General features: G+C 68.0%; 20 protein-coding genes and 1 pseudogene. 8 read left to right on the top strand and 13 right to left on the bottom strand.

Features of this window, described 5'->3' with window-relative positions; translation table 11 throughout:
- Both AB0E90_RS49840 and AB0E90_RS49845 read left to right on the top strand, forming a co-directional pair.
- Positions 1-252, top strand: a pseudogene (locus AB0E90_RS49840) (hypothetical protein); the annotation flags it as partial.
- Complete coding sequence (locus tag AB0E90_RS49845; RefSeq protein ID WP_360420583.1) at positions 249-710, top strand: zinc-binding dehydrogenase; 462 nt, start codon at positions 249-251, stop codon at positions 708-710. The pseudogene AB0E90_RS49840 and the gene AB0E90_RS49845, both read left to right, overlap by 4 nt.
- An 80-nt stretch (positions 711-790) precedes the next feature.
- Here AB0E90_RS49845 and AB0E90_RS49850 read toward each other — a convergent pair whose 3' ends face one another.
- The 6 genes from AB0E90_RS49850 to AB0E90_RS49875 form a co-directional block, all read right to left on the bottom strand.
- Entirely contained in the window at positions 791-979 is a 189-nt protein-coding gene (locus tag AB0E90_RS49850; protein ID WP_360420585.1) for a hypothetical protein, read from the bottom strand.
- 56 nt (positions 980-1,035) lie between these two features.
- A complete protein-coding gene (locus tag AB0E90_RS49855) occupies positions 1,036-1,368 on the bottom strand; it encodes an STAS domain-containing protein (protein WP_360420587.1) in 333 nt (110 codons plus the stop codon).
- The gene (locus AB0E90_RS49860; RefSeq protein ID WP_360420588.1) at positions 1,281-1,733 is read right to left on the bottom strand and encodes a hypothetical protein; all 453 of its coding nucleotides are present in this window, start codon (positions 1,731-1,733) and stop codon (positions 1,281-1,283) included. Before AB0E90_RS49860 ends, AB0E90_RS49855 begins: the two co-directional genes overlap by 88 nt.
- A gap of 105 nt (positions 1,734-1,838) precedes the next feature.
- The gene (locus tag AB0E90_RS49865) at positions 1,839-2,021 is read right to left on the bottom strand and encodes a hypothetical protein (RefSeq protein ID WP_360420590.1); all 183 of its coding nucleotides are present in this window, start codon (positions 2,019-2,021) and stop codon (positions 1,839-1,841) included.
- Positions 2,022-2,223: 202 nt separating this feature from the next.
- Positions 2,224-3,288 carry an SPFH domain-containing protein gene (locus AB0E90_RS49870; protein ID WP_360420592.1) on the bottom strand — a complete coding sequence of 355 codons (1,065 nt, stop codon included), beginning with the start codon at positions 3,286-3,288 and terminating at the stop codon, positions 2,224-2,226.
- Positions 3,289-3,323: 35 nt separating this feature from the next.
- Complete coding sequence (locus AB0E90_RS49875) at positions 3,324-3,773, bottom strand: NfeD family protein (protein WP_360420594.1); 450 nt, start codon at positions 3,771-3,773, stop codon at positions 3,324-3,326.
- A gap of 355 nt (positions 3,774-4,128) precedes the next feature.
- Here AB0E90_RS49875 and AB0E90_RS49880 point away from each other — a divergent pair, with 355 nt between their 5' ends.
- Together AB0E90_RS49880 and AB0E90_RS49885 are read left to right on the top strand one after the other, a co-directional pair.
- Positions 4,129-5,748, top strand: coding sequence for a peptide MFS transporter (locus tag AB0E90_RS49880; protein WP_360420596.1), 1,620 nt, complete (start codon positions 4,129-4,131; stop codon positions 5,746-5,748).
- A gap of 158 nt (positions 5,749-5,906) precedes the next feature.
- On the top strand, positions 5,907-6,806 hold the full coding sequence (locus AB0E90_RS49885) for a serine/threonine-protein kinase (protein ID WP_360420598.1): 900 nt from the start codon (positions 5,907-5,909) through the stop codon (positions 6,804-6,806).
- Positions 6,807-7,082: 276 nt separating this feature from the next.
- Here the strand turns inward: AB0E90_RS49885 and AB0E90_RS49890 are convergent, their stop codons facing one another.
- The 5 genes from AB0E90_RS49890 to AB0E90_RS49910 all read right to left on the bottom strand — a co-directional run bounded on the left by AB0E90_RS49890 (position 7,083) and on the right by AB0E90_RS49910 (position 9,691).
- Complete coding sequence (locus AB0E90_RS49890; protein ID WP_360420600.1) at positions 7,083-7,289, bottom strand: hypothetical protein; 207 nt, start codon at positions 7,287-7,289, stop codon at positions 7,083-7,085.
- Positions 7,290-7,367: 78 nt separating this feature from the next.
- Complete coding sequence (locus AB0E90_RS49895; protein WP_360420602.1) at positions 7,368-7,760, bottom strand: MarR family transcriptional regulator; 393 nt, start codon at positions 7,758-7,760, stop codon at positions 7,368-7,370.
- A 259-nt stretch (positions 7,761-8,019) separates the two neighbouring features.
- A complete protein-coding gene (locus tag AB0E90_RS49900) occupies positions 8,020-8,811 on the bottom strand; it encodes an ABC transporter permease subunit (protein WP_360420604.1) in 792 nt (263 codons plus the stop codon).
- Positions 8,801-8,971: a hypothetical protein gene (locus AB0E90_RS49905; protein WP_360420606.1), complete on the bottom strand. Its 171-nt coding sequence runs from the start codon at positions 8,969-8,971 to the stop codon at positions 8,801-8,803. Before AB0E90_RS49905 ends, AB0E90_RS49900 begins: the two co-directional genes overlap by 11 nt.
- A 51-nt stretch (positions 8,972-9,022) precedes the next feature.
- Positions 9,023-9,691: an ABC transporter ATP-binding protein gene (locus AB0E90_RS49910; RefSeq protein WP_360420608.1), complete on the bottom strand. Its 669-nt coding sequence runs from the start codon at positions 9,689-9,691 to the stop codon at positions 9,023-9,025.
- A gap of 80 nt (positions 9,692-9,771) precedes the next feature.
- Between AB0E90_RS49910 and AB0E90_RS49915 the strand changes: the two genes are divergently transcribed.
- On the top strand, positions 9,772-10,236 hold the full coding sequence (locus tag AB0E90_RS49915) for a MarR family transcriptional regulator (RefSeq protein WP_360420610.1): 465 nt from the start codon (positions 9,772-9,774) through the stop codon (positions 10,234-10,236).
- Here AB0E90_RS49915 and AB0E90_RS49920 read toward each other — a convergent pair.
- Positions 10,224-11,792, bottom strand: coding sequence for a hypothetical protein (locus AB0E90_RS49920; protein ID WP_360420612.1), 1,569 nt, complete (start codon positions 11,790-11,792; stop codon positions 10,224-10,226). The genes AB0E90_RS49915 and AB0E90_RS49920 overlap by 13 nt on opposite strands.
- 38 nt (positions 11,793-11,830) lie before the next feature.
- Positions 11,831-12,721, bottom strand: a complete 891-nt coding sequence (locus AB0E90_RS49925) for an ABC transporter ATP-binding protein (protein WP_360420613.1) — start codon at positions 12,719-12,721, stop codon at positions 11,831-11,833.
- Between AB0E90_RS49925 and AB0E90_RS49930 the strand changes: the two genes are divergently transcribed.
- From AB0E90_RS49930 to fadD11, 3 genes are all read left to right on the top strand, one after another.
- A complete protein-coding gene (locus AB0E90_RS49930) occupies positions 12,705-13,385 on the top strand; it encodes a hypothetical protein (RefSeq protein ID WP_360420615.1) in 681 nt (226 codons plus the stop codon). The two genes, AB0E90_RS49925 and AB0E90_RS49930, sit on opposite strands and share 17 nt — an antisense overlap.
- Positions 13,382-14,278, top strand: coding sequence for an SAM-dependent methyltransferase (locus AB0E90_RS49935; protein WP_360420617.1), 897 nt, complete (start codon positions 13,382-13,384; stop codon positions 14,276-14,278). Before AB0E90_RS49930 ends, AB0E90_RS49935 begins: the two co-directional genes overlap by 4 nt.
- A 152-nt stretch (positions 14,279-14,430) precedes the next feature.
- Positions 14,431-16,236 carry a fatty acid--CoA ligase FadD11 gene (fadD11, locus tag AB0E90_RS49940; protein ID WP_360420619.1) on the top strand — a complete coding sequence of 602 codons (1,806 nt, stop codon included), beginning with the start codon at positions 14,431-14,433 and terminating at the stop codon, positions 16,234-16,236.
- Positions 16,237-16,250: the final 14 nt, after the last annotated feature.

The following is a 16,250-nucleotide window of genomic DNA, read 5'->3' on the forward strand; positions in this document are numbered from 1 at the left end:
GGCCAGCTTCACCGCCAGGGCATCCTCACTCATCACACCGAACCCAACGAGCCGATCTTGAAATCCGCCGACCAGCTAATTCATCGTCGGGCCCTTACGCAGGCGGCCGCCGTGCCCATCTCCGCGGTGGCGGCCCTGAAGAGCCTGCGCGACGCCCAGGTTCGAGCCGGGCAGCGAGTGCTGATCATCGGCGCGGGCGGGGCGTCGGCTCGTTCGCCGTCCAGCTCGCCACGGCGTACGGGGCGAGCGTGACCGGCGTCTGCGGCACCTCGAAGGTCGACCTCGTACGTTCCCTCGGCGCGGACGACGTCATCGACTACTCCCGGGAAGAGATCGACCGCGGCGGCCCACAGTACGACGTCGTCATCGACACAGCCGGCAACCGGCCGCTGTCTCTGCTCCGGCGCGCCACCACGGCCGGCGGCACCATCGCCCTGGTCGGTGGCGGGCACGCCAAAGGCCGGTGGCTTGGCGGCTTCCAGCGGCAATTGGCCGCACCGGCGCTCTCGCTCCGCAGCGGCAGGCGGATCTGCGGCGTGACCGCCCGGGAACGCCACGAAGACCTCGACGAGCTGATCCCAATGCTCGAGTCGGGCTCGATCACCCCCGTGATCGACCGGGAATACCGCCTCGCCGCCGTGCCCGCCGCGATGCGCCACCTCGCCGAGGGCCACCCCACCGGCAAGATCGTCGTAACGGTCACCGAATGACGGCAGGTGCTGCTGTCGTCTCGAGCATCAGTCGAGGTCCTCGACCACATCGACCGACCTCGCCACCGCCCCCACTGGGGCTACCGACGGCTGACGCGATCCAGGACGTACGCGACCGCCAGCGCCGCCGCCAACACCAGTGCCGGCCTGCGCACGACGGAGGAGATCTTGCTGATCCTCTGCTCAGGATCAGCGACCGCGCCCGTCGCCGACGCCACCACGGCCGTAGCCGCTCCTGCGATCCACGTTCTGATCTGCGGTGTCTTCATCCGGGGTCGCTCCTCGCTGTGCATACTGCCGTGCCGGACTCCCCGCCCGGCGCAGGTCATACGCGACGGCAAACGCGCCCCGGCGCGGCCGGGCCCGCAGTGGCTCCCTTGACCTCGACGATGTCGTCGACATGGGTCATCCGCAGGATGCGGGCTATCAGTTCCGACGGGTTGCGCGCAATGAGTCGGCCGCCGTGTTCACTCAGCCACTCGTGGAGGCGAACGAACACGGTGAGGGCGGTGGCGTCGATTAATGTGCACTGAGAGAGGTCGAGGACGATGTTCCGGGTTTGCGGTCCGGTCAGCCGGAACAAGCGGTCCCGCAGTGCCGGCGTGGTGGCCATGTCCAACTCGCCGACAACCGATGCCGGACGAATGGCAATGGGCACCGAGCGCCGACCACCGCGAGTTTAGGCCCGGCGGTGGCCAGATCCACGACGTGCACATCGAGCCCCCGCTGAACACCGAGCAACGCAGCCAGCAGCCCGATCGGTCCCGCACCGGTCACCAGCACCCGCTCCGGCTCGAGCCAGGATCGGCTACCCACCTTCTCGACCTGCTCCCAGGCCTTGGCCACCACCGTGGTCGGTTCATCAGCATGCCGACCCGCTCCAGCCGCGGATCGATCCTGATCGCGTAGCCGGTCTCGACCGTCCACCACTCGCTGCCGTAGCCGTCGATCTCTTTGATGCCCCGCTCGGTGTATCGGCCGTTGCGGCACATGTCGAACTCGCCGTGCGCGCACGCTCCGCACGGCGCCGGGTCCGGTCGGCGCACTATCCCGACCACCAGGTCCCCCGGGCTGAACCCGGAGTCGGGCGGTGCGGTGTGCACCCCCAGCCCAGCGACTCGTGACCCATCATGAGACGATCCCGCCCGGGTGGCGCCACCCGTACTCCCCGGCGGCGATCTCCCGATCGGTGCCGCAGATACTCAGGGCCAGGCCCTCGACCAGCAACTCGCCGGGCCCTGTCGTGGCGTCGGGCACCTCGCGGACCTCCGTTGAGCCGGCCTTCAGCGGCTCCACCGTCAACGCGCGCATGTGATTCTCCTCAGTGGTACGAACGCGTGCGCCAGGCCGCGGCCATTATTACGGCTCACGCGAACACTTCGTCCCCTTACCCCCTGCCGGGTCGAAGAAATAAGGAACGGATTATCTTCAGGTCTCTGCCGGACAGCGACTGGGGTGCCCTCATTCCGCGGACAGCGCATCAAAAAGCAGGCGCACCACATGCGGAATACGGTCAGCGCGTCAATTCCGGTGCCGGCATGCCGCCCTCCGGTCCGCTCGCCGATCCGGTGGCTTCGGCCTCGGCCGTACGCACCTCGGCGTTGATCCTCTCTGCCTCGTTGGCCGCGGCCTCCGCCGCGGCGATCGCCTCGCGCTCCACGGCGGCCGCGTCGACCCGCTCCGTCGGCAGGTCACCCACCATGTTGGCGAGCCCGCCCAGCGCACCGCCCATGCCCTCGAGAGCGCGGGTCAGCTCGGTCGGCACGATCCAGACCTTGTTCGCCGTGCCGTTCGCGATCTGCGGCAGGGCCTGCAGGTACTGGTACGCCAGCACCTTCTGCGACGGGTTGGCCTGGTGGATCGCGTCGAACACGGTGCGGATCGCCTTGGCCTGGCCCTCGGCCTGCAGGATCCGGGACTGGCGGTCACCGTCGGCGCGCAGCACCGAGGCCTGCTTCTCACCTTCGGCCGTGAGGATCGCGGCCTGCTTGTGGCCCTCGGCGTTCAGGATCGTGGCCCGGCGTTCCCGCTCGGCGCGCATCTGCTTCTCCATCGAGTCGCGGATGCTCGGCGGCGGCTCGATCGCCTTGATCTCGACCCGAGTGACCTTGATGCCCCACCGGCCGGTGGTCTCGTCGAGAACCGTCGACAGGTGGCGGTTGATCTCCTCGCGGCTGGTCAGGGCGCGCTCCAGGTCGAGCGAGCCGATGACGTTGCGCAGCGTGGTGACGGTGAGCTGCTCGATCGCCTGGAGGAAGTTGTTGATCTCGTAGGTCGCCCGTACCGGGTCGACCACCTTGAAGTACAGCACCGTGTCGATCGAGACGACCAGGTTGTCCGAGGTGATCACCGGCTGCGGCGGGAACGAGACGACCTGCTCACGCATATCGACCTTGCTGCGCACCGCGTCGATGAACGGGATCAGGAGGTTGAGGCCCGGGCTGAGGGTCCGCTTGTACTTACCCAGCCGCTCCACCACGTCCATCCGCTGCTGCGGGACGATCCTTATGGTCTTGACCAGGGTAATCACGGCGAGCAGGACAAGAACCGCAACAATAGTGCTGAGGACCGCGTCCATGATACGAACTCCTCTGTTCGTCGAATGATCGTGCACTACAGGTGGTGATCGGTCAGGCCCAGCAGATCATCGCGCCACACCATCACGACTCCCTCCCTGACATCGACGATGCCGACCTGCTCGCCGGGAGGGTAGGAACCCTCGAGGGAACGCGCCTGCCAGAACTCACCGTCGATCTTCACCATGCCCTGATCGGCATTCACCTCTTCCACCACGACGGCAGAGGCGCCCGGCATCGGATCCGTACCCATGCCGGCCGCACCCGGCCCGCCGAGGCGACGGCGCAGCACCGGCCTCAGCCCGGCGACTGTCAATGCCGAAACCACAACAAAAACGCCGGCCTGAAGCGGTATGGACGCTCCGGCCGCTGCGGCCGCGGCCGCAGCGGCCGCGCCGACCGAGAACATGATCAGGAAAAGCGTGGCCGTGAAGATTTCCGCGACGGCAAACGCCACGCCGAGGATCACCCACAACATCATGTCCATGAATCAATGGTGGCACGGCCACGTCGACTCGGCCATGAAAGTTCGCTGTGGACAGCGACTGAAACTGGCGCGTCTCTCATTGTCACGTAATCGTCATCATTCCGTGCAATGCCCGACGTGCACCCCGCCTCGTGAATAAGCGATAGGATTCCGTGCACCCCTTTCCCGACACTTCTTCCCCGGAGCAATCCGCCGAACACAGCCGTGACGGACTTGCGGCACGGCGCCGAAGACGGCTGGAGGTCGAGCTGAACCACGCGGCGTGCGGGGGCGGACCGGGGATCGGGCGCCAGGGCGGCCACATCCTGCTAACTGTCTGACAGGTTCTTCAGACCCTCTCCATTGCCGTCCACCAATGTGCAAGATCGTCACTCGCGACCATGACAAACACATGACATTGCCGCCGACGCGGCACGTGCTCGTTTGTGGCCTCGCCGGTCGGGTAGCGGCCTTTGCGAGCAACGAATTCGCAGCGTGTCCGTTACTGTCCAGCACTCGAGGTCGGAGTCCCGGCATGACTGTCAATGCGCCCGCGTCGGAGGAAGACCGCACCTTCTTCGGCCAGCCGCGTCCACTGGCCAACCTGTTCGGGGTCGAGCTGTGGGAACGATTCTCGTTCTACGGCATGCAGGGCATCCTGCTGATCTACCTCTACTACTCGGCGACCGAGGGTGGTCTCGGCATCCAGGAAAGCACTGCCACCAGCATCGTCGGCGCCTACGGCGGCGCCGTCTACTTGTCCACCATCCTCGGCGCCTGGACCGCGGACCGGTTGCTGGGGCCCGAACGCGTGCTGTTCCTCAGCGCCGTCCTCGTGATGTGCGGGCACATCGCTCTGGCCCTCCTGCCCGGCTTGTCGGGCGTCAGCGTCGGTCTCATTCTTATCGCGATCGGCAGCGGCGGCGTCAAGGCCAACGCCACCTCGTTGGTCGGATCCCTGTATGCCGAACACGACGAGCGCCGCGACGCCGGCTTCTCGCTGTTCTACCTCGGCATCAATCTCGGGGCTTTGGCCGGACCGCTGCTGACCGGTCTGCTGCAGAAGAACGCCGGGTTCCATGTCGGTTTCGGCCTGGCCGCCGTTGGCATGGCCGTCGGACTCGCGCAATACGCCTGGGGACGCCGCCGCCTGCCGGCGTCGGCTCGCGAGGTACCGAATCCCCTGCCGTCCCGGGCCCGGCCAATGGTCGCCGTTGCCTGTGTCGCCGCCCTTGCAGCGTTCGTCCTGCTGGCGGTCGTCGGCGTCCTCCCCGCCAACCGGCTGGCCACCGTGGTGGTGATCGTCAGTGCGGCCGCAGCGGTCAGCTACTTCGTCGTCATCCTCACCAGCCGCAGGATCACCACGGTGGAGCGGCGCCGCGTCTTTGCGTTCATCCCGATGTTCCTCGCCAGCGCCGCGTTCTGGTCGCTCTACCAACAACAGTTCACCGTGGTGACCATCTACTCCGACCAGCGCCTCGATCGCACTCTGTTCGGCTGGGAGATGCCGGTGTCCTGGGTGCAGGCCATCAATCCCGTGTTCATCATCGTGCTGTCCGGTGTCTTCGCCGGGCTGTGGACCCGGCTCGGGGACCGGCAACCGACGACCCCGATCAAGTTCGCCGCCGGAACAGCGATCATGGGCATCGCATTCGTGCTGTTCCTACCGCTGGCCGGCGGCGGCCCCAACAGCACACCGCTGCCCGCACTCGCCGGAATCCTGCTCGTCTTCACTCTTGCCGAGCTACTGCTGTCACCAGTCGGGCTGTCGCTGTCGACCAAGCTCGCTCCCCGCGTCTTCCACACTCAGATGGTGGCCCTGTTCTTCCTGTCGATAGCACTGGGAACCGCACTGTCCGGAACCCTCGCCGGCTACTACGAAGCCGACCGCGAGACGGCCTACTTCGGCATTCTCGGCGCCGTGGCCATCGTCCTCGGTCTCGCGCTTGCCGTCGCCGCCAGGCCGATCACCCGCATGATGAGCGGCGTCAGGTAACCGAAGCGAGACCGGCCCCTCAGAAAGTTGGGCAAAGCGCCATACCCGTCGTCCAACTGTCACGCGATCGCGGAGACGTCGCCGTATCCGGAACCGATCCTGGCTGAGGACGCCGACGCCGACGTCGGCGCGACTCGATTCGAGGTGACGGTTCAACCATGACAGAGCTTGCCGGACGTTACGACCTCCGAGACGAGATCGCTCGCGGGGGGATGGCCTCCGTGCATCTCGCCGTCGACAAGGTTCTGAAACGACCGGTCGCAGTCAAGCTCCTCGCTCTGGAAAGAGCTCACGACTACGCCTACCGCGACGCCGTGCGCCGAGAAGCACTCAGTGGGGCCAGGCTGACCCACCCGAACGTGGCACGCATCTACGACTACGGCGAGACCGAACGCAACGGCCGCTTCCTGCCGTTCGTCGTGATGGAATACGTCCCGGGCCACGCACTCTCCGCACTTCTGAGTGCGAAGGGGCCGATGCCGTGGCGCCAGGCGGCGCAGATCTGTGCGGATGTCGCTCGTGCGCTCGCGGCCGCCCATGACCGCAACGTGGTGCACCGCGATGTGAAACCGGGCAACATCATTCTCTCGCCCTCCGGCGCGAAGATCGTCGACTTCGGCCTTTCCGCCCGCGTCGGTGAAAACGTCATCGACGACGAGGGCCGGATCTGGGGAACTGCTGCCTACTTCGCTCCCGAGCAGCTACGTGGAGCGCCGGCCGGACCGGCAGCCGACGTCTACGCCCTCGGTCTGGTCCTGCACGCCTGTCTGACCGGCCGGCCCGCCTGGTCCGGCAGCACCATCGATCAGATGCTGCTCGCCCGTAGGCTGTCCCCGGCTCCCCACCTGCCGAGCGGCAGCACGCTGCCCGAGCCGCTCCTTGCCATTCACCGGCGATGCCTGTCACCACAGCCGAGGAAGCGGCCGACGGCCCGGCGCGTCGCCCAATTGCTGCGCGAGGCCGCCGCGGGCCGGTCGACGGAACACCGTCCACGGAGCATCTGGGGACCACTCAGGAACGGCCGTCCCGATGAGTGCCGGGGCGGCCACGCAGCCTGATATATCGAGATACCCCAGCGCGGGCGCGGCTTCGGCCGGAACAGGCAGCACGGTCAGGGCGGCCAGGGTGATCGCCGCGGCGACGACGCCACGACGAGCTGCGGTCGTACGAAACATGGAGACCTCCGGAGGCGCGGCACGATCAGCAGGAAGTACGGCTCCCCGGAAAAAGGGTTCAACTGTGCACCTAATTTGATCGGAAGATCGCCGCCGTGAGCTCCAACCGGTCGGCGCCGGCCGGTCCGCCATGATGCTCGTTGCCTTGCGCAAGAATGTCTACATGCAAGCAATCCAGGACGACCCGCAGCACACCGTCAGCGCGCTGATGGCGGCGAGCCGAGCGTTCGTCGGCATCACGGCGCGGTCGATCGCGGCGGTGGACGTGTTGTAGATCTTGTTGACTCCGAACTCGTCACGGATGAGCAGTTCCTCCGCAGGATCGTCCTGCACGATGAGGAGCCGGATCCGGCCGCTGATGTCCACTCGCCACTCCCCGGCAAAGCATGCACATGTGCACGATTTCCCGATGATAGCCGGATGATACGAGCCGGTCGAACCCGGTCAGCCGAGCTGCCCGGCCGACGCCGCCGCCTCCCAGCGCTGCCACCACTGCGCGTCCGGGACCTCACCGGCGGCCTCGACCACAGCGTGAAGCACCGCGGCGAAAGCCATCGGCCGCGTCAACGAGAGCTCCGCAATCAATTCGGCGATGGTGTCCCGCCGGCGGCGCATCACCTCGCCGACCAGGTCCCGGCCGGCGGGGGTCAGCGTGATCCAGGCCGCACGCCGGTCCTCCGGCCGTTCCTGCCGGGCCACCAAACCCTTGCGGACGAGGCGGTTGGACATCCGGGTCGCCGTCGACGAAGTGGCCGCGAGCTCCTGGGCGAGGTCGACGACGCGCTGCGGCCCCCGCGACACCAGGACGACAAGGGTACGGAACTGAGGAAGTGTCACGTCCTCGTCCAGGCCGCGAGGGAACGCGCGGCAATACGCACGAAGGCACGGCTAAGGGCGAGTAACCCGCCCACCACGGCATCCTCGCTCGCGGAAAGCATCGGCTGCGATGTCACCGGCCCACTCTGACACGACGACCGGATCGTCATGCAACTGTCATGCCACCGCAGGACGGCCACCACACCACGCGACCATGCCTTGCGACGGGGTGGTGAACCCCTCCCCAAGCCGAGGTAGCTGCCTGGACGTCCCGGATGCTTCAGGAGTGCAGGTCTCGACGATTGAACCAAAACGCGCCGATCGCCACCAGGACCAGTGCGACGGCAAGCAGGGTTCCGGCGTCGGCGAGCTGCCAGCCGTTCTTGAGGGGCTCGCCGCCGATGTAGTAGTGGAACGGCGAGAAATATCTTCCCCTTTCGATGCCGAGCTGCCCGCCGAGCGAGTGCAGGGCATACGCTCCGATGCCGATGATCGCGGTGACGGCGAAGACCAGGATGCGCTTGCCGAAGGCCGCGCCGATACCGATCGCGAGCGCGCCGAACACGATGGCAAGCAGCGCCAGATTCAGGCATTGCGCGCCGAGCTCGGCGACGGTGACGTCGCTGAGCTCGGCGGCCGGGCGGATCGCGACCATGCCGAGGAGGACGACCGCGGCCAGCAGGCTCGCGCCCACCGCGAGGGCCGCGAAGCGTTGCAGGACCAGTGCGGTCCGGCTGGCCGGGTGGGCAAGGACGAGGCCGAGGCGGCCGGACTCTTCGTCGCCGGCAACGAGGCGAGCGCCGGTCGCGGCGCCGTAGAACACCGCGATCAGCGGGAGAATCAGCCCGAACACCGAAGAGCCCAGATAGCCGGCCGCGGAGTTCAGGTCGTCGAGCCGGAACGCCTCACGCATTGCCGGCGGATATCCCGCGATCGCGTCGACCATCCGCCCGCCTGAGACCTGCGGATAGAAACTCGCGTACGCCACGCCGGCAGCAGCTGCCCCGGTCACCCAGCCGGTCAGGATGCGCCGATCGTCACGCACCGCCTTGATGAACACCTCAGGCAGCATCCGAGTCTCCGATGTAATAGGCGTGGAAAAGGTCTTCGAGCGGTGGCTCGGTTGCCAGGATCCCGGTGATGGTGTGCCGGGTCGCGGCCCGCAGCAGCGCGTCTGGGCTGCCGGCGAGTTGGCACGTCAGGCGAGTGCCGTGGACCTCGAGGCCGGTCACGCCGGGCAGGTCGGCGAACGCCGTGGCGGGAACCGGCTCGGCGAACGTGATCTACAGTTCGCGCAGTACCTGACTGCGTAGGCTCGCTACGCTGTCCAGCGCGACCAGCCGTCCGTTGCGGATGATCGCCACCCTGGTGGCGACCGCCTCCACCTCGGCCATGACGTGGCTGGACATGAAAACCGTCTGACCGTTGGCGGCTGCTTCGGCGACCATGGTCACGAAGGTCTGCTGCACCAGTGGATCCAGACCGGACGAGGGTTCGTCAAGGATCAGCAGCTCCGGGTCGTGCATGAACGCCTGGATTAGTCCGACCTTCTGCCGGTTACCTTTCGACAAGCCCTTGATCCGGGCGGACAGATCAAGGTCCAATCTTTGCGCCAGCGCGTCGAGCCGGCCGCGGGGCGCGCCCCCGCGCAGTCGGGCGAGGAAGCGCAGGCAATCTCCGGCCGTCTGCCGGCCGTCGACGACGAAGTCGCCGGCCAGGTATCCGACCCGCCGGTGCAGCGCGACCGCGTCGGCGCGCGGGTCGAGCCCGAGCACCCGGACGGTTCCGCTGCTCGGCCGGATCAGATCGAGCAGGATCCGGATGGTCGTCGATTTGCCGGCGCCGTTGGGGCCAAGGAATCCGAGCACCTCGCCCGTGCGGACGACGAGGTCGAGACCCGCCAGTGCCGGTTTGCGTCCGTAGGTTTTGGCGAGCTTGTCGAGGAGGATCACGTCATCCATTCGCTCAACCTACTGAAGTTTCAGAGTTTTGCAAGAACTCGAAGTTATCTGACTTTAGCTACCATGAGGCGGTGAGCGAAGATCTGATCCAAGCGGCGGAACGTTTCGCCCTGACCCTGAGCCAGTACGGCTTGCAGCGGATGACCGCTCGCGTGATGGCGGGCCTGCTGTTCACCCAGCAGGACACGATGACGGCGGGTGATCTGAGCGAGCAACTGGGGGTCAGCTCCGGCGCCATGTCCGGCGCACTCAAGAATCTCACCAGCATGGGAATGATCGAACGCGTCCCGGCACCCGGCAGCCGCCGGGACCACTTCCGGTTCCGCGACGGCGCCTGGGCAACCCTGATGTCCAGCCAGAACGCCGCACTCGCCCAGATGACCGAAGCCGCCGAGGAGGGCATCAGCACCGCCGGAACCGACACCCCGGCCGGTCACCGGCTCGTCCAGATGCGCGACTTCTACACCTACATGCTCAGTGAGATGCCCGCCCTGATAGAGCGATGGCACGCCGTCCAAGCGGCTCACCCTCGTTGATCTCGCCACTCGTACGCGATGACGCCGATCAGGCTCAAGACCGCAGCGACCGCCAGCATGCCGAACGCCCCGGTCCAGTCCGGCGAGGTCGCAGGCACGGGCGCCAGGTGGCTGAACGGCGACAGGCGCAGCACCGGATCAGGCAGCGTGAGCCGTTCCGTGATGACGAGCAGGAAGAAACCGCCGGCCGTCGGGACCGCGCGCGGCAGGAGCCCCAGCGCCAGGACCGACGCTCCGAGGCTGAGCGCAACGACCGGGAGCACGTTGACCGTCCCGGCCAAGGCCGGGACGAGACCCAGCTTCGCGCCCGCCGCCGTCACGCCCGCCCAGGTCGCGACAGCGGCAGTGGCGGCGAGCAGGATCGCGCCGATCGCGGCGGCGGTGATCTCCGCGCGGAGATACTGTCGCCGGGTCACGGGCCCGGCATACAGCGGCGCCAGCCGGCGACCCGCCTCGTCGGCCGAGGCGGCAGCGAGCCGCGCCGCCACGAAGCCACCGGTAGGAATGGCGAGCAGCGCGAACATTGTGGCGACGTAGCCCCCGGCGGTCTGCATCCGGTCGAAGCCGGCCTGCGCCGCAAGGTCAGCGAATTGGGGGTTGTCCATGAGGAACTCGGTCAGGGACGTCGCCACGAGCCCGATCAGCAGGTAATAGGCGGCGATACCGAGCGACCAACCGGCCAGCGGGCGCAGCATCCGCCGTACGGCGAAACCGGTGACCGAGCCGAGCAGCGCCCGGCGTGGAGCCCGTCCCGTCCGCGGGCTCAGCCAGCCGTCGTACAGGTCGCGGCGGCGGGCTGCGGCGGGCACAGCGGCCAGCACCATCGTGGCCGCGCCTGCGAGGACCAGCAACGGCAGCGGCCGGTCGGTGTCATACGGACGGCTCAGCTCGACCAGACCGAACGGGGTCAGCCACCGCAACCAGGCCAAGGCTTGAGTGCTGTCGGCCACCATCCGCAGCAGCAGCCCGGCACCCAGCACAGCCACTGCGGCGCTGGTGGCGGCCGACCGCGTCGGGAAGATCTGGCCGGCGAGCCCGGCGACACCGACGAAGAACATGCCCAGCAAGGCCGTGCCCGCGCCGTGCAGCGCGGCACCGATCGCCCCGGTTCCGGGGGCGGTCAGCGCCGTGCTGATCGCGGCTCCGGCCACGGGCATGACAGCGGCGACCACCGCCACGTGAAGGGCCACCGCCCGGGCCAGGGTCAGCCGCCCGGCGAGCAGCATCTCCCACCGCCCGGCCTCCTCGGCGCCGCGGGTGATCCGGGTGACGGCCAGCAAGCCCCACACGCCGAGCACAACGGCGACGACAGTGCCGGTGCGCCACACCGTGAACCCGCCCGCTTGGTCAAGGGCGACGGGCTCGCCGAACAGGGTCCGGATCGCCGGATTCGTGGCCAGCGAAGTCAAGGAAGCAACACCCGGACCGGAACCGACCGTTGCCGCATACGTCACGGCCACCAGCAAAGACATCGCACCCGCGAGCGCCGTGACGACCGCCGCGCCCCACCGGACCTGCCTGACCGCGAGCACTGTCACGGCCCGGCCAGGGGTCACGCGGGCAGACTCCGGCGGGACAGTGATTGTCGCCGCCGTCATCGCGGGCCGTCGCCGTAGTAGGCGAGGAAGATCTCCTCGAGGCTGGGTTCACGCACGGCGACGCTCGTGACGCCCGCGGCTGCCAACGCACGCAGCGCCGGGGCGGGTGGGCCGGACAGCACGAACCGCACCCGCCCGTCGCCGGCGTCCACGACCTGGTCGACACCCGGCACGCCGGTCAGGTCGGGTACCGCGCCGCCGAACCCGGCCTCCACCTCGCTGCGGTGCAGACGGCGCAGCCCGGCGACCGTCGCGACGTCCACCAAATGCCCGGCGCGCAGGATGCCGACCCGGTCGCAGACGGCCTCGACTTCATCGAGCCGGTGCGAGCAGAGGAAGACCGCCTGCCCTCGGTCCCGGGCCTCGGTGACGGCTCGGCGGAACTCCCGTTCCATCAGGGGGTCCAGGCCGCTGGTCGGCTCGTCCAAGATCAGCAGCGGGGCGCGGGTGGCGAACGCGGCGATCAGGGCGACCTTCTGCCGATTGCCGGTCGAATACGTCCGAGCCGACTTGGTCGGGTCCAAGGCGAACCGGTCGACCAACTCGGCGCGGTAGGCGGCGCCGGCGCCGGGGCCGGTGCGGTCCATCAGGTCGAGAATTTCGGCGCCGGTCAGCTGGGGCCACAACGCCACGTCCGCGGGCACGTAGGCCAGCCGGCGGTGGGCGGCGCGGACGTCGCCGGCGGCGGTATCGAAGATCCACCCTCGGCCGGCGGTGGGCCGGGCCAGGCGGAGCAGCAATCGGATGGTGGTGGACTTGCCCGCCCCGTTCGGGCCGAGGAATCCGAAGACCTCACCCGGCGACACCTCAAGATCAAGGGCATCGAGGGCGAGTACGCGCCCGTAACGCTTGGACAAGCCTTCAGTACGGATGGCGGCGTCGCTCATGGCAAACCCTTCGGGGTCGACGACGAAACTGCCGACCAGGCTTCCCGGCGCACCTGCGGTCACCGTACCGCTGCACAGCAAGGAAGGGCAGGCCTCACCACCCTCGACAGAGAGTTCGATTCAGTGGAGACTGAAACTCGTGAAACACGCATCGTCGGCTGAAACGTCGAACGGCGAAGCTCCCGCCGGCCCTTCCGCAGACGTCCTGGAATGGGTCGAACGGCTCGCCAAATACTGCTCGGACCAAGACCGCGTGCCGCTGATCGCCGGGCGAGTCCTCGGCTGGCTGATGATCTGCGACCCGCCCGAGCAGTCCGCGCAGCAGATCGCGACCGCGATCGGGGCCAGCCGAGCATCCCTGTCGACGAACCTTCGCCTGCTCAGCTCCGTCGGTTTCGTCCACGTACTCACCAAGCCGGCCAGCCGCACTGTGTACTACCGCGTCGACGACGACGCCTGGGAGAAAGTCGTCCAGCGGCAGATCGCCTCACTGGCCTCCCTCGGGAAGATCCTGCGAGACGGCACACCCCTCGCCGGTCCGTCGCCCGACCGCGGTGCCCGCATCGCCGCCGCCAACGACGTCTTCCGATGGATGCGGCAGATCTTCGACGACGCGCCGCCTCTGCCCTCGATCAGCCGCGCAGCAAAGGAGCCACGAGGATGACAGCACGACCACCGGCAGCACAGACCGCCTTCGGCCCGATGGTGATCGCCGCCTGCGAACAGAACCTCCCAGCGGATCAACGACTGTTCGACGACCCGGACGCCGTCCGGCTGCTCCCGCCCAGCCAACGCCTGATCGTCGGGGCGTGCCGCTGGAAACCGGCCCACCAACTGCTCGTCCGGGCTACCGACAGCAAAGCACAAGGCCTCTGGGCCAGCCTGCTGTGCCGCAAACGGTATGCGGACGACAAGGTCCGAGAGGCTCTGCACGACCGCATCGAACAGTTCGTCTTCCTCGGCGCCGGGCTCGACACCCGCTCCCTTCGGCTCGTGGCGCCGGCCGGCGCCCGCTCGTTCGAGACCGACCTGCCGGCCAACATCGTCTACAAGCGCCAGCGACTTGCAGAGGCTTACGGTCGGATTCCGCCGAACACCTCGCTGACCGCGGTCAACCTCGAGACCGACGATCTCACAGAGGCACTCGCCGCGGCCGGCTTCGATTGGCACCAACCGGCCATGTTCATCTGGGAGGCCGTCACCCAGTACCTGACCGAGGACACCGTCCGCAAGACCCTCGCCTGCCTCGCCTCGTCCGCGCCGGGAAGCCGGCTCATCTTCACCTACCTCCGCCGGGACTTCCTCGACGGCACCGAGGACTACGGGGCCGCGCCCGCACGGCAAGAGTTCGTCACCAAACGCCACGTCTGGCACTTCGGGCTGCTCCCAGAAGAGACCCCTAAGCTGCTGCGCGACTACGGCTGGACCGAACACGAACAAGTCGGACCCACCGAGTACGCCGAACGCTACCTCGCTCCCCTCGGACGGGACGTGGCCGTGTCGCCAATAGAAAGATTCGTATACGGCGTCCGCTCGACGGACGAGGCCCGCAGCTGAACCGGGGCGATCACTAAATCGGCGGCCCCTCACGTCTTCCTCAGGAATCCCTCATGCCTCGGCCAAGGATTGCGCCGCCGATGCGCCGACCATCGAAGAATCACGGGCCGGCACCGGTCCGGGGTCGATGAACACCGAGGGAATGGGAGAACATGGACACCGAAAGGCCGATCACGTACTGCGAGGCGTTCCAGCGAACCGCGGCAGTGGACCCGGATGCCGTCGCGCTACGCACGATCGGCGGCACCCAGACCATGACCTGGCGGGCCTACGCGGATCAGGTTCGCGCCGTCGCCGCCGGCCTCGCCGCCCTCGGCGTACGGCGGGGTGACACCGTCGCGCTGATGATGGCCAACCGCCTCGAGTTCTATCCGCTGGAGATCGGGGCGCAGCACCTCGGAGCGGCCTCGTTCTCGGTGTACAACACGCTCTCGGTCGAGCAGCTGACCCATGTGCTCACCAACGCCGGGGCGAAGGTCGTCATATGTGAGGCGCAGTACGTCGACCGTATCCGCCGGTCCGGCGCCCCGGTCGAGCACATCGTCTGCGTCGACCGCTCGGCCGAGGGCACGATCACGGTCGACGAGCTGGCCGGTCTCGGGTCGCCGGACTTCGACTTCGAGGCGGCCTGGCGGGCGGTACGGCCGGACGACGTGCTGACCCTGATCTACACCTCGGGCACGACCGGCGAGCCCAAGGGCGTCGAGATGACGCATGAGAACCTGCTGTTCGAGGCGTTCGCCATCAACGACGTCCTGCCGGTGGCCTTCGGGGACCGGACCACCTCCTTCCTGCCGTCCGCGCATATCGCCGACCGGGTGGCCGCGCTCTATCTCCACGAGACGATGGGCACTCAGATCACGGTTGTCCCGGACCCACGGCAGATCGCCATGGCGCTGGCCGACTGCCGGCCGGTGATCTGGGCTTCCGTCCCGCGAGTCTGGGAGAAACTCAAAGCCGGCATCCTCGCGAGCGTCGCGGCCGAGCCGGACGAGGGAAAGCGCCAGGCACTGCAGTGGGCGCTAGGTGTCGCGGCTCGCAAGGCCGACGCCGTCCTGTCCCGATCGCCGTTGCCTGCGGACCTGGCCGCGGAATACGCGACCGCCGACAACCTGGTCCTCTCCGCGCTTCGCGCGAAGCTGGGACTTGACCAGCTCCGGTGGGCCGTTTCGGGTGCCGCACCGATTCCGAAGGAGGTCCTGGCGTTCTTCAGCGGACTGGGCATCCCGATCACCGAGGTCTGGGGCATGTCCGAGCTCAGCTGCGTCGCCACCGTGGCGTCCCCGGCCGACCACCGGCTCGGCACCGTCGGCCGGCTCCTGCCCGGAATGGAGGGCCGGATCATGGCGGACGGAGAATTGCTGGTCCGCGGGCCGCTGCTGATGAAGGGTTACCGCCGCGAACCGGCTAAGACCGCCGAGGCGATCGATGAGGACGGCTGGCTGCACACCGGTGACGTCATGACGATCGACGACGACGGCTATCTCACCGTGGTCGACCGCAAGAAGGAAATCATCATCAACGCCGCCGGAAAGAACATGTCGCCGGCGCACATCGAGAACGTCATGAAGGCTGCGTGTCCACTGATCGGCGGGATCGCCACCATCGGTGACCGGCGGCCGTACAACACGGCGCTGGCCGTGCTGGACGCCGAAACGGCAGCGGCCTACGCGGCCCGGAACGGGCTGACGGACGCATCCCCCGCCGCGCTGGCCGCCGAGGCGGAGCTGGTCGGCCGGATCAGGGCGGGAATCGCGGAGGGGAACACCAGACTGTCGCGGACCGAACAGATCAAGCGGTTCGCGATCCTGCCGGCCTTCTGGGAGCCGGGCGGAGACGAATTGACCCTCACCTCGAAGCTGCGGCGCAAGCCGATCGCCATGAAATACGCGTCGCACATCGAGGCGTTGTACGACGCCTCACCCGGCGAGCACATTCACGAACCCGCCTCGGCGTAGGCGGGCGGAAGGCC

The sequence above is a fragment of the Actinoplanes sp. NPDC026619 genome (genome assembly GCF_040638295.1).
In the GTDB taxonomy this organism is placed as follows: domain Bacteria; phylum Actinomycetota; class Actinomycetes; order Mycobacteriales; family Micromonosporaceae; genus Actinoplanes.

Excerpts from the sequence above, each read along its gene's own strand:
- AB0E90_RS49880 (WP_360420596.1), top strand. The coding sequence starts at position 4,129 with ATGTGCAAGATCGTCACTCGCGACCATGACAAACACATGACATTGCCG.
- AB0E90_RS49870 (WP_360420592.1), bottom strand. The coding sequence starts at position 3,288 with ATGGACGCGGTCCTCAGCACTATTGTTGCGGTTCTTGTCCTGCTCGCC.
- AB0E90_RS49875 (WP_360420594.1), bottom strand. The coding sequence starts at position 3,773 with ATGGACATGATGTTGTGGGTGATCCTCGGCGTGGCGTTTGCCGTCGCG.
- AB0E90_RS49930 (WP_360420615.1), top strand. The coding sequence starts at position 12,705 with ATGGCGGCGTCGCTCATGGCAAACCCTTCGGGGTCGACGACGAAACTG.
- AB0E90_RS49935 (WP_360420617.1), top strand. The coding sequence starts at position 13,382 with ATGACAGCACGACCACCGGCAGCACAGACCGCCTTCGGCCCGATGGTG.
- AB0E90_RS49925 (WP_360420613.1), bottom strand. The coding sequence starts at position 12,721 with ATGAGCGACGCCGCCATCCGTACTGAAGGCTTGTCCAAGCGTTACGGG.
- AB0E90_RS49885 (WP_360420598.1), top strand. The coding sequence starts at position 5,907 with ATGACAGAGCTTGCCGGACGTTACGACCTCCGAGACGAGATCGCTCGC.
- AB0E90_RS49900 (WP_360420604.1), bottom strand. The coding sequence starts at position 8,811 with ATGCTGCCTGAGGTGTTCATCAAGGCGGTGCGTGACGATCGGCGCATC.
- fadD11 (WP_360420619.1), top strand. The coding sequence starts at position 14,431 with ATGGACACCGAAAGGCCGATCACGTACTGCGAGGCGTTCCAGCGAACC.
- AB0E90_RS49865 (WP_360420590.1), bottom strand. The coding sequence starts at position 2,021 with ATGCGCGCGTTGACGGTGGAGCCGCTGAAGGCCGGCTCAACGGAGGTC.
- AB0E90_RS49850 (WP_360420585.1), bottom strand. The coding sequence starts at position 979 with ATGAAGACACCGCAGATCAGAACGTGGATCGCAGGAGCGGCTACGGCC.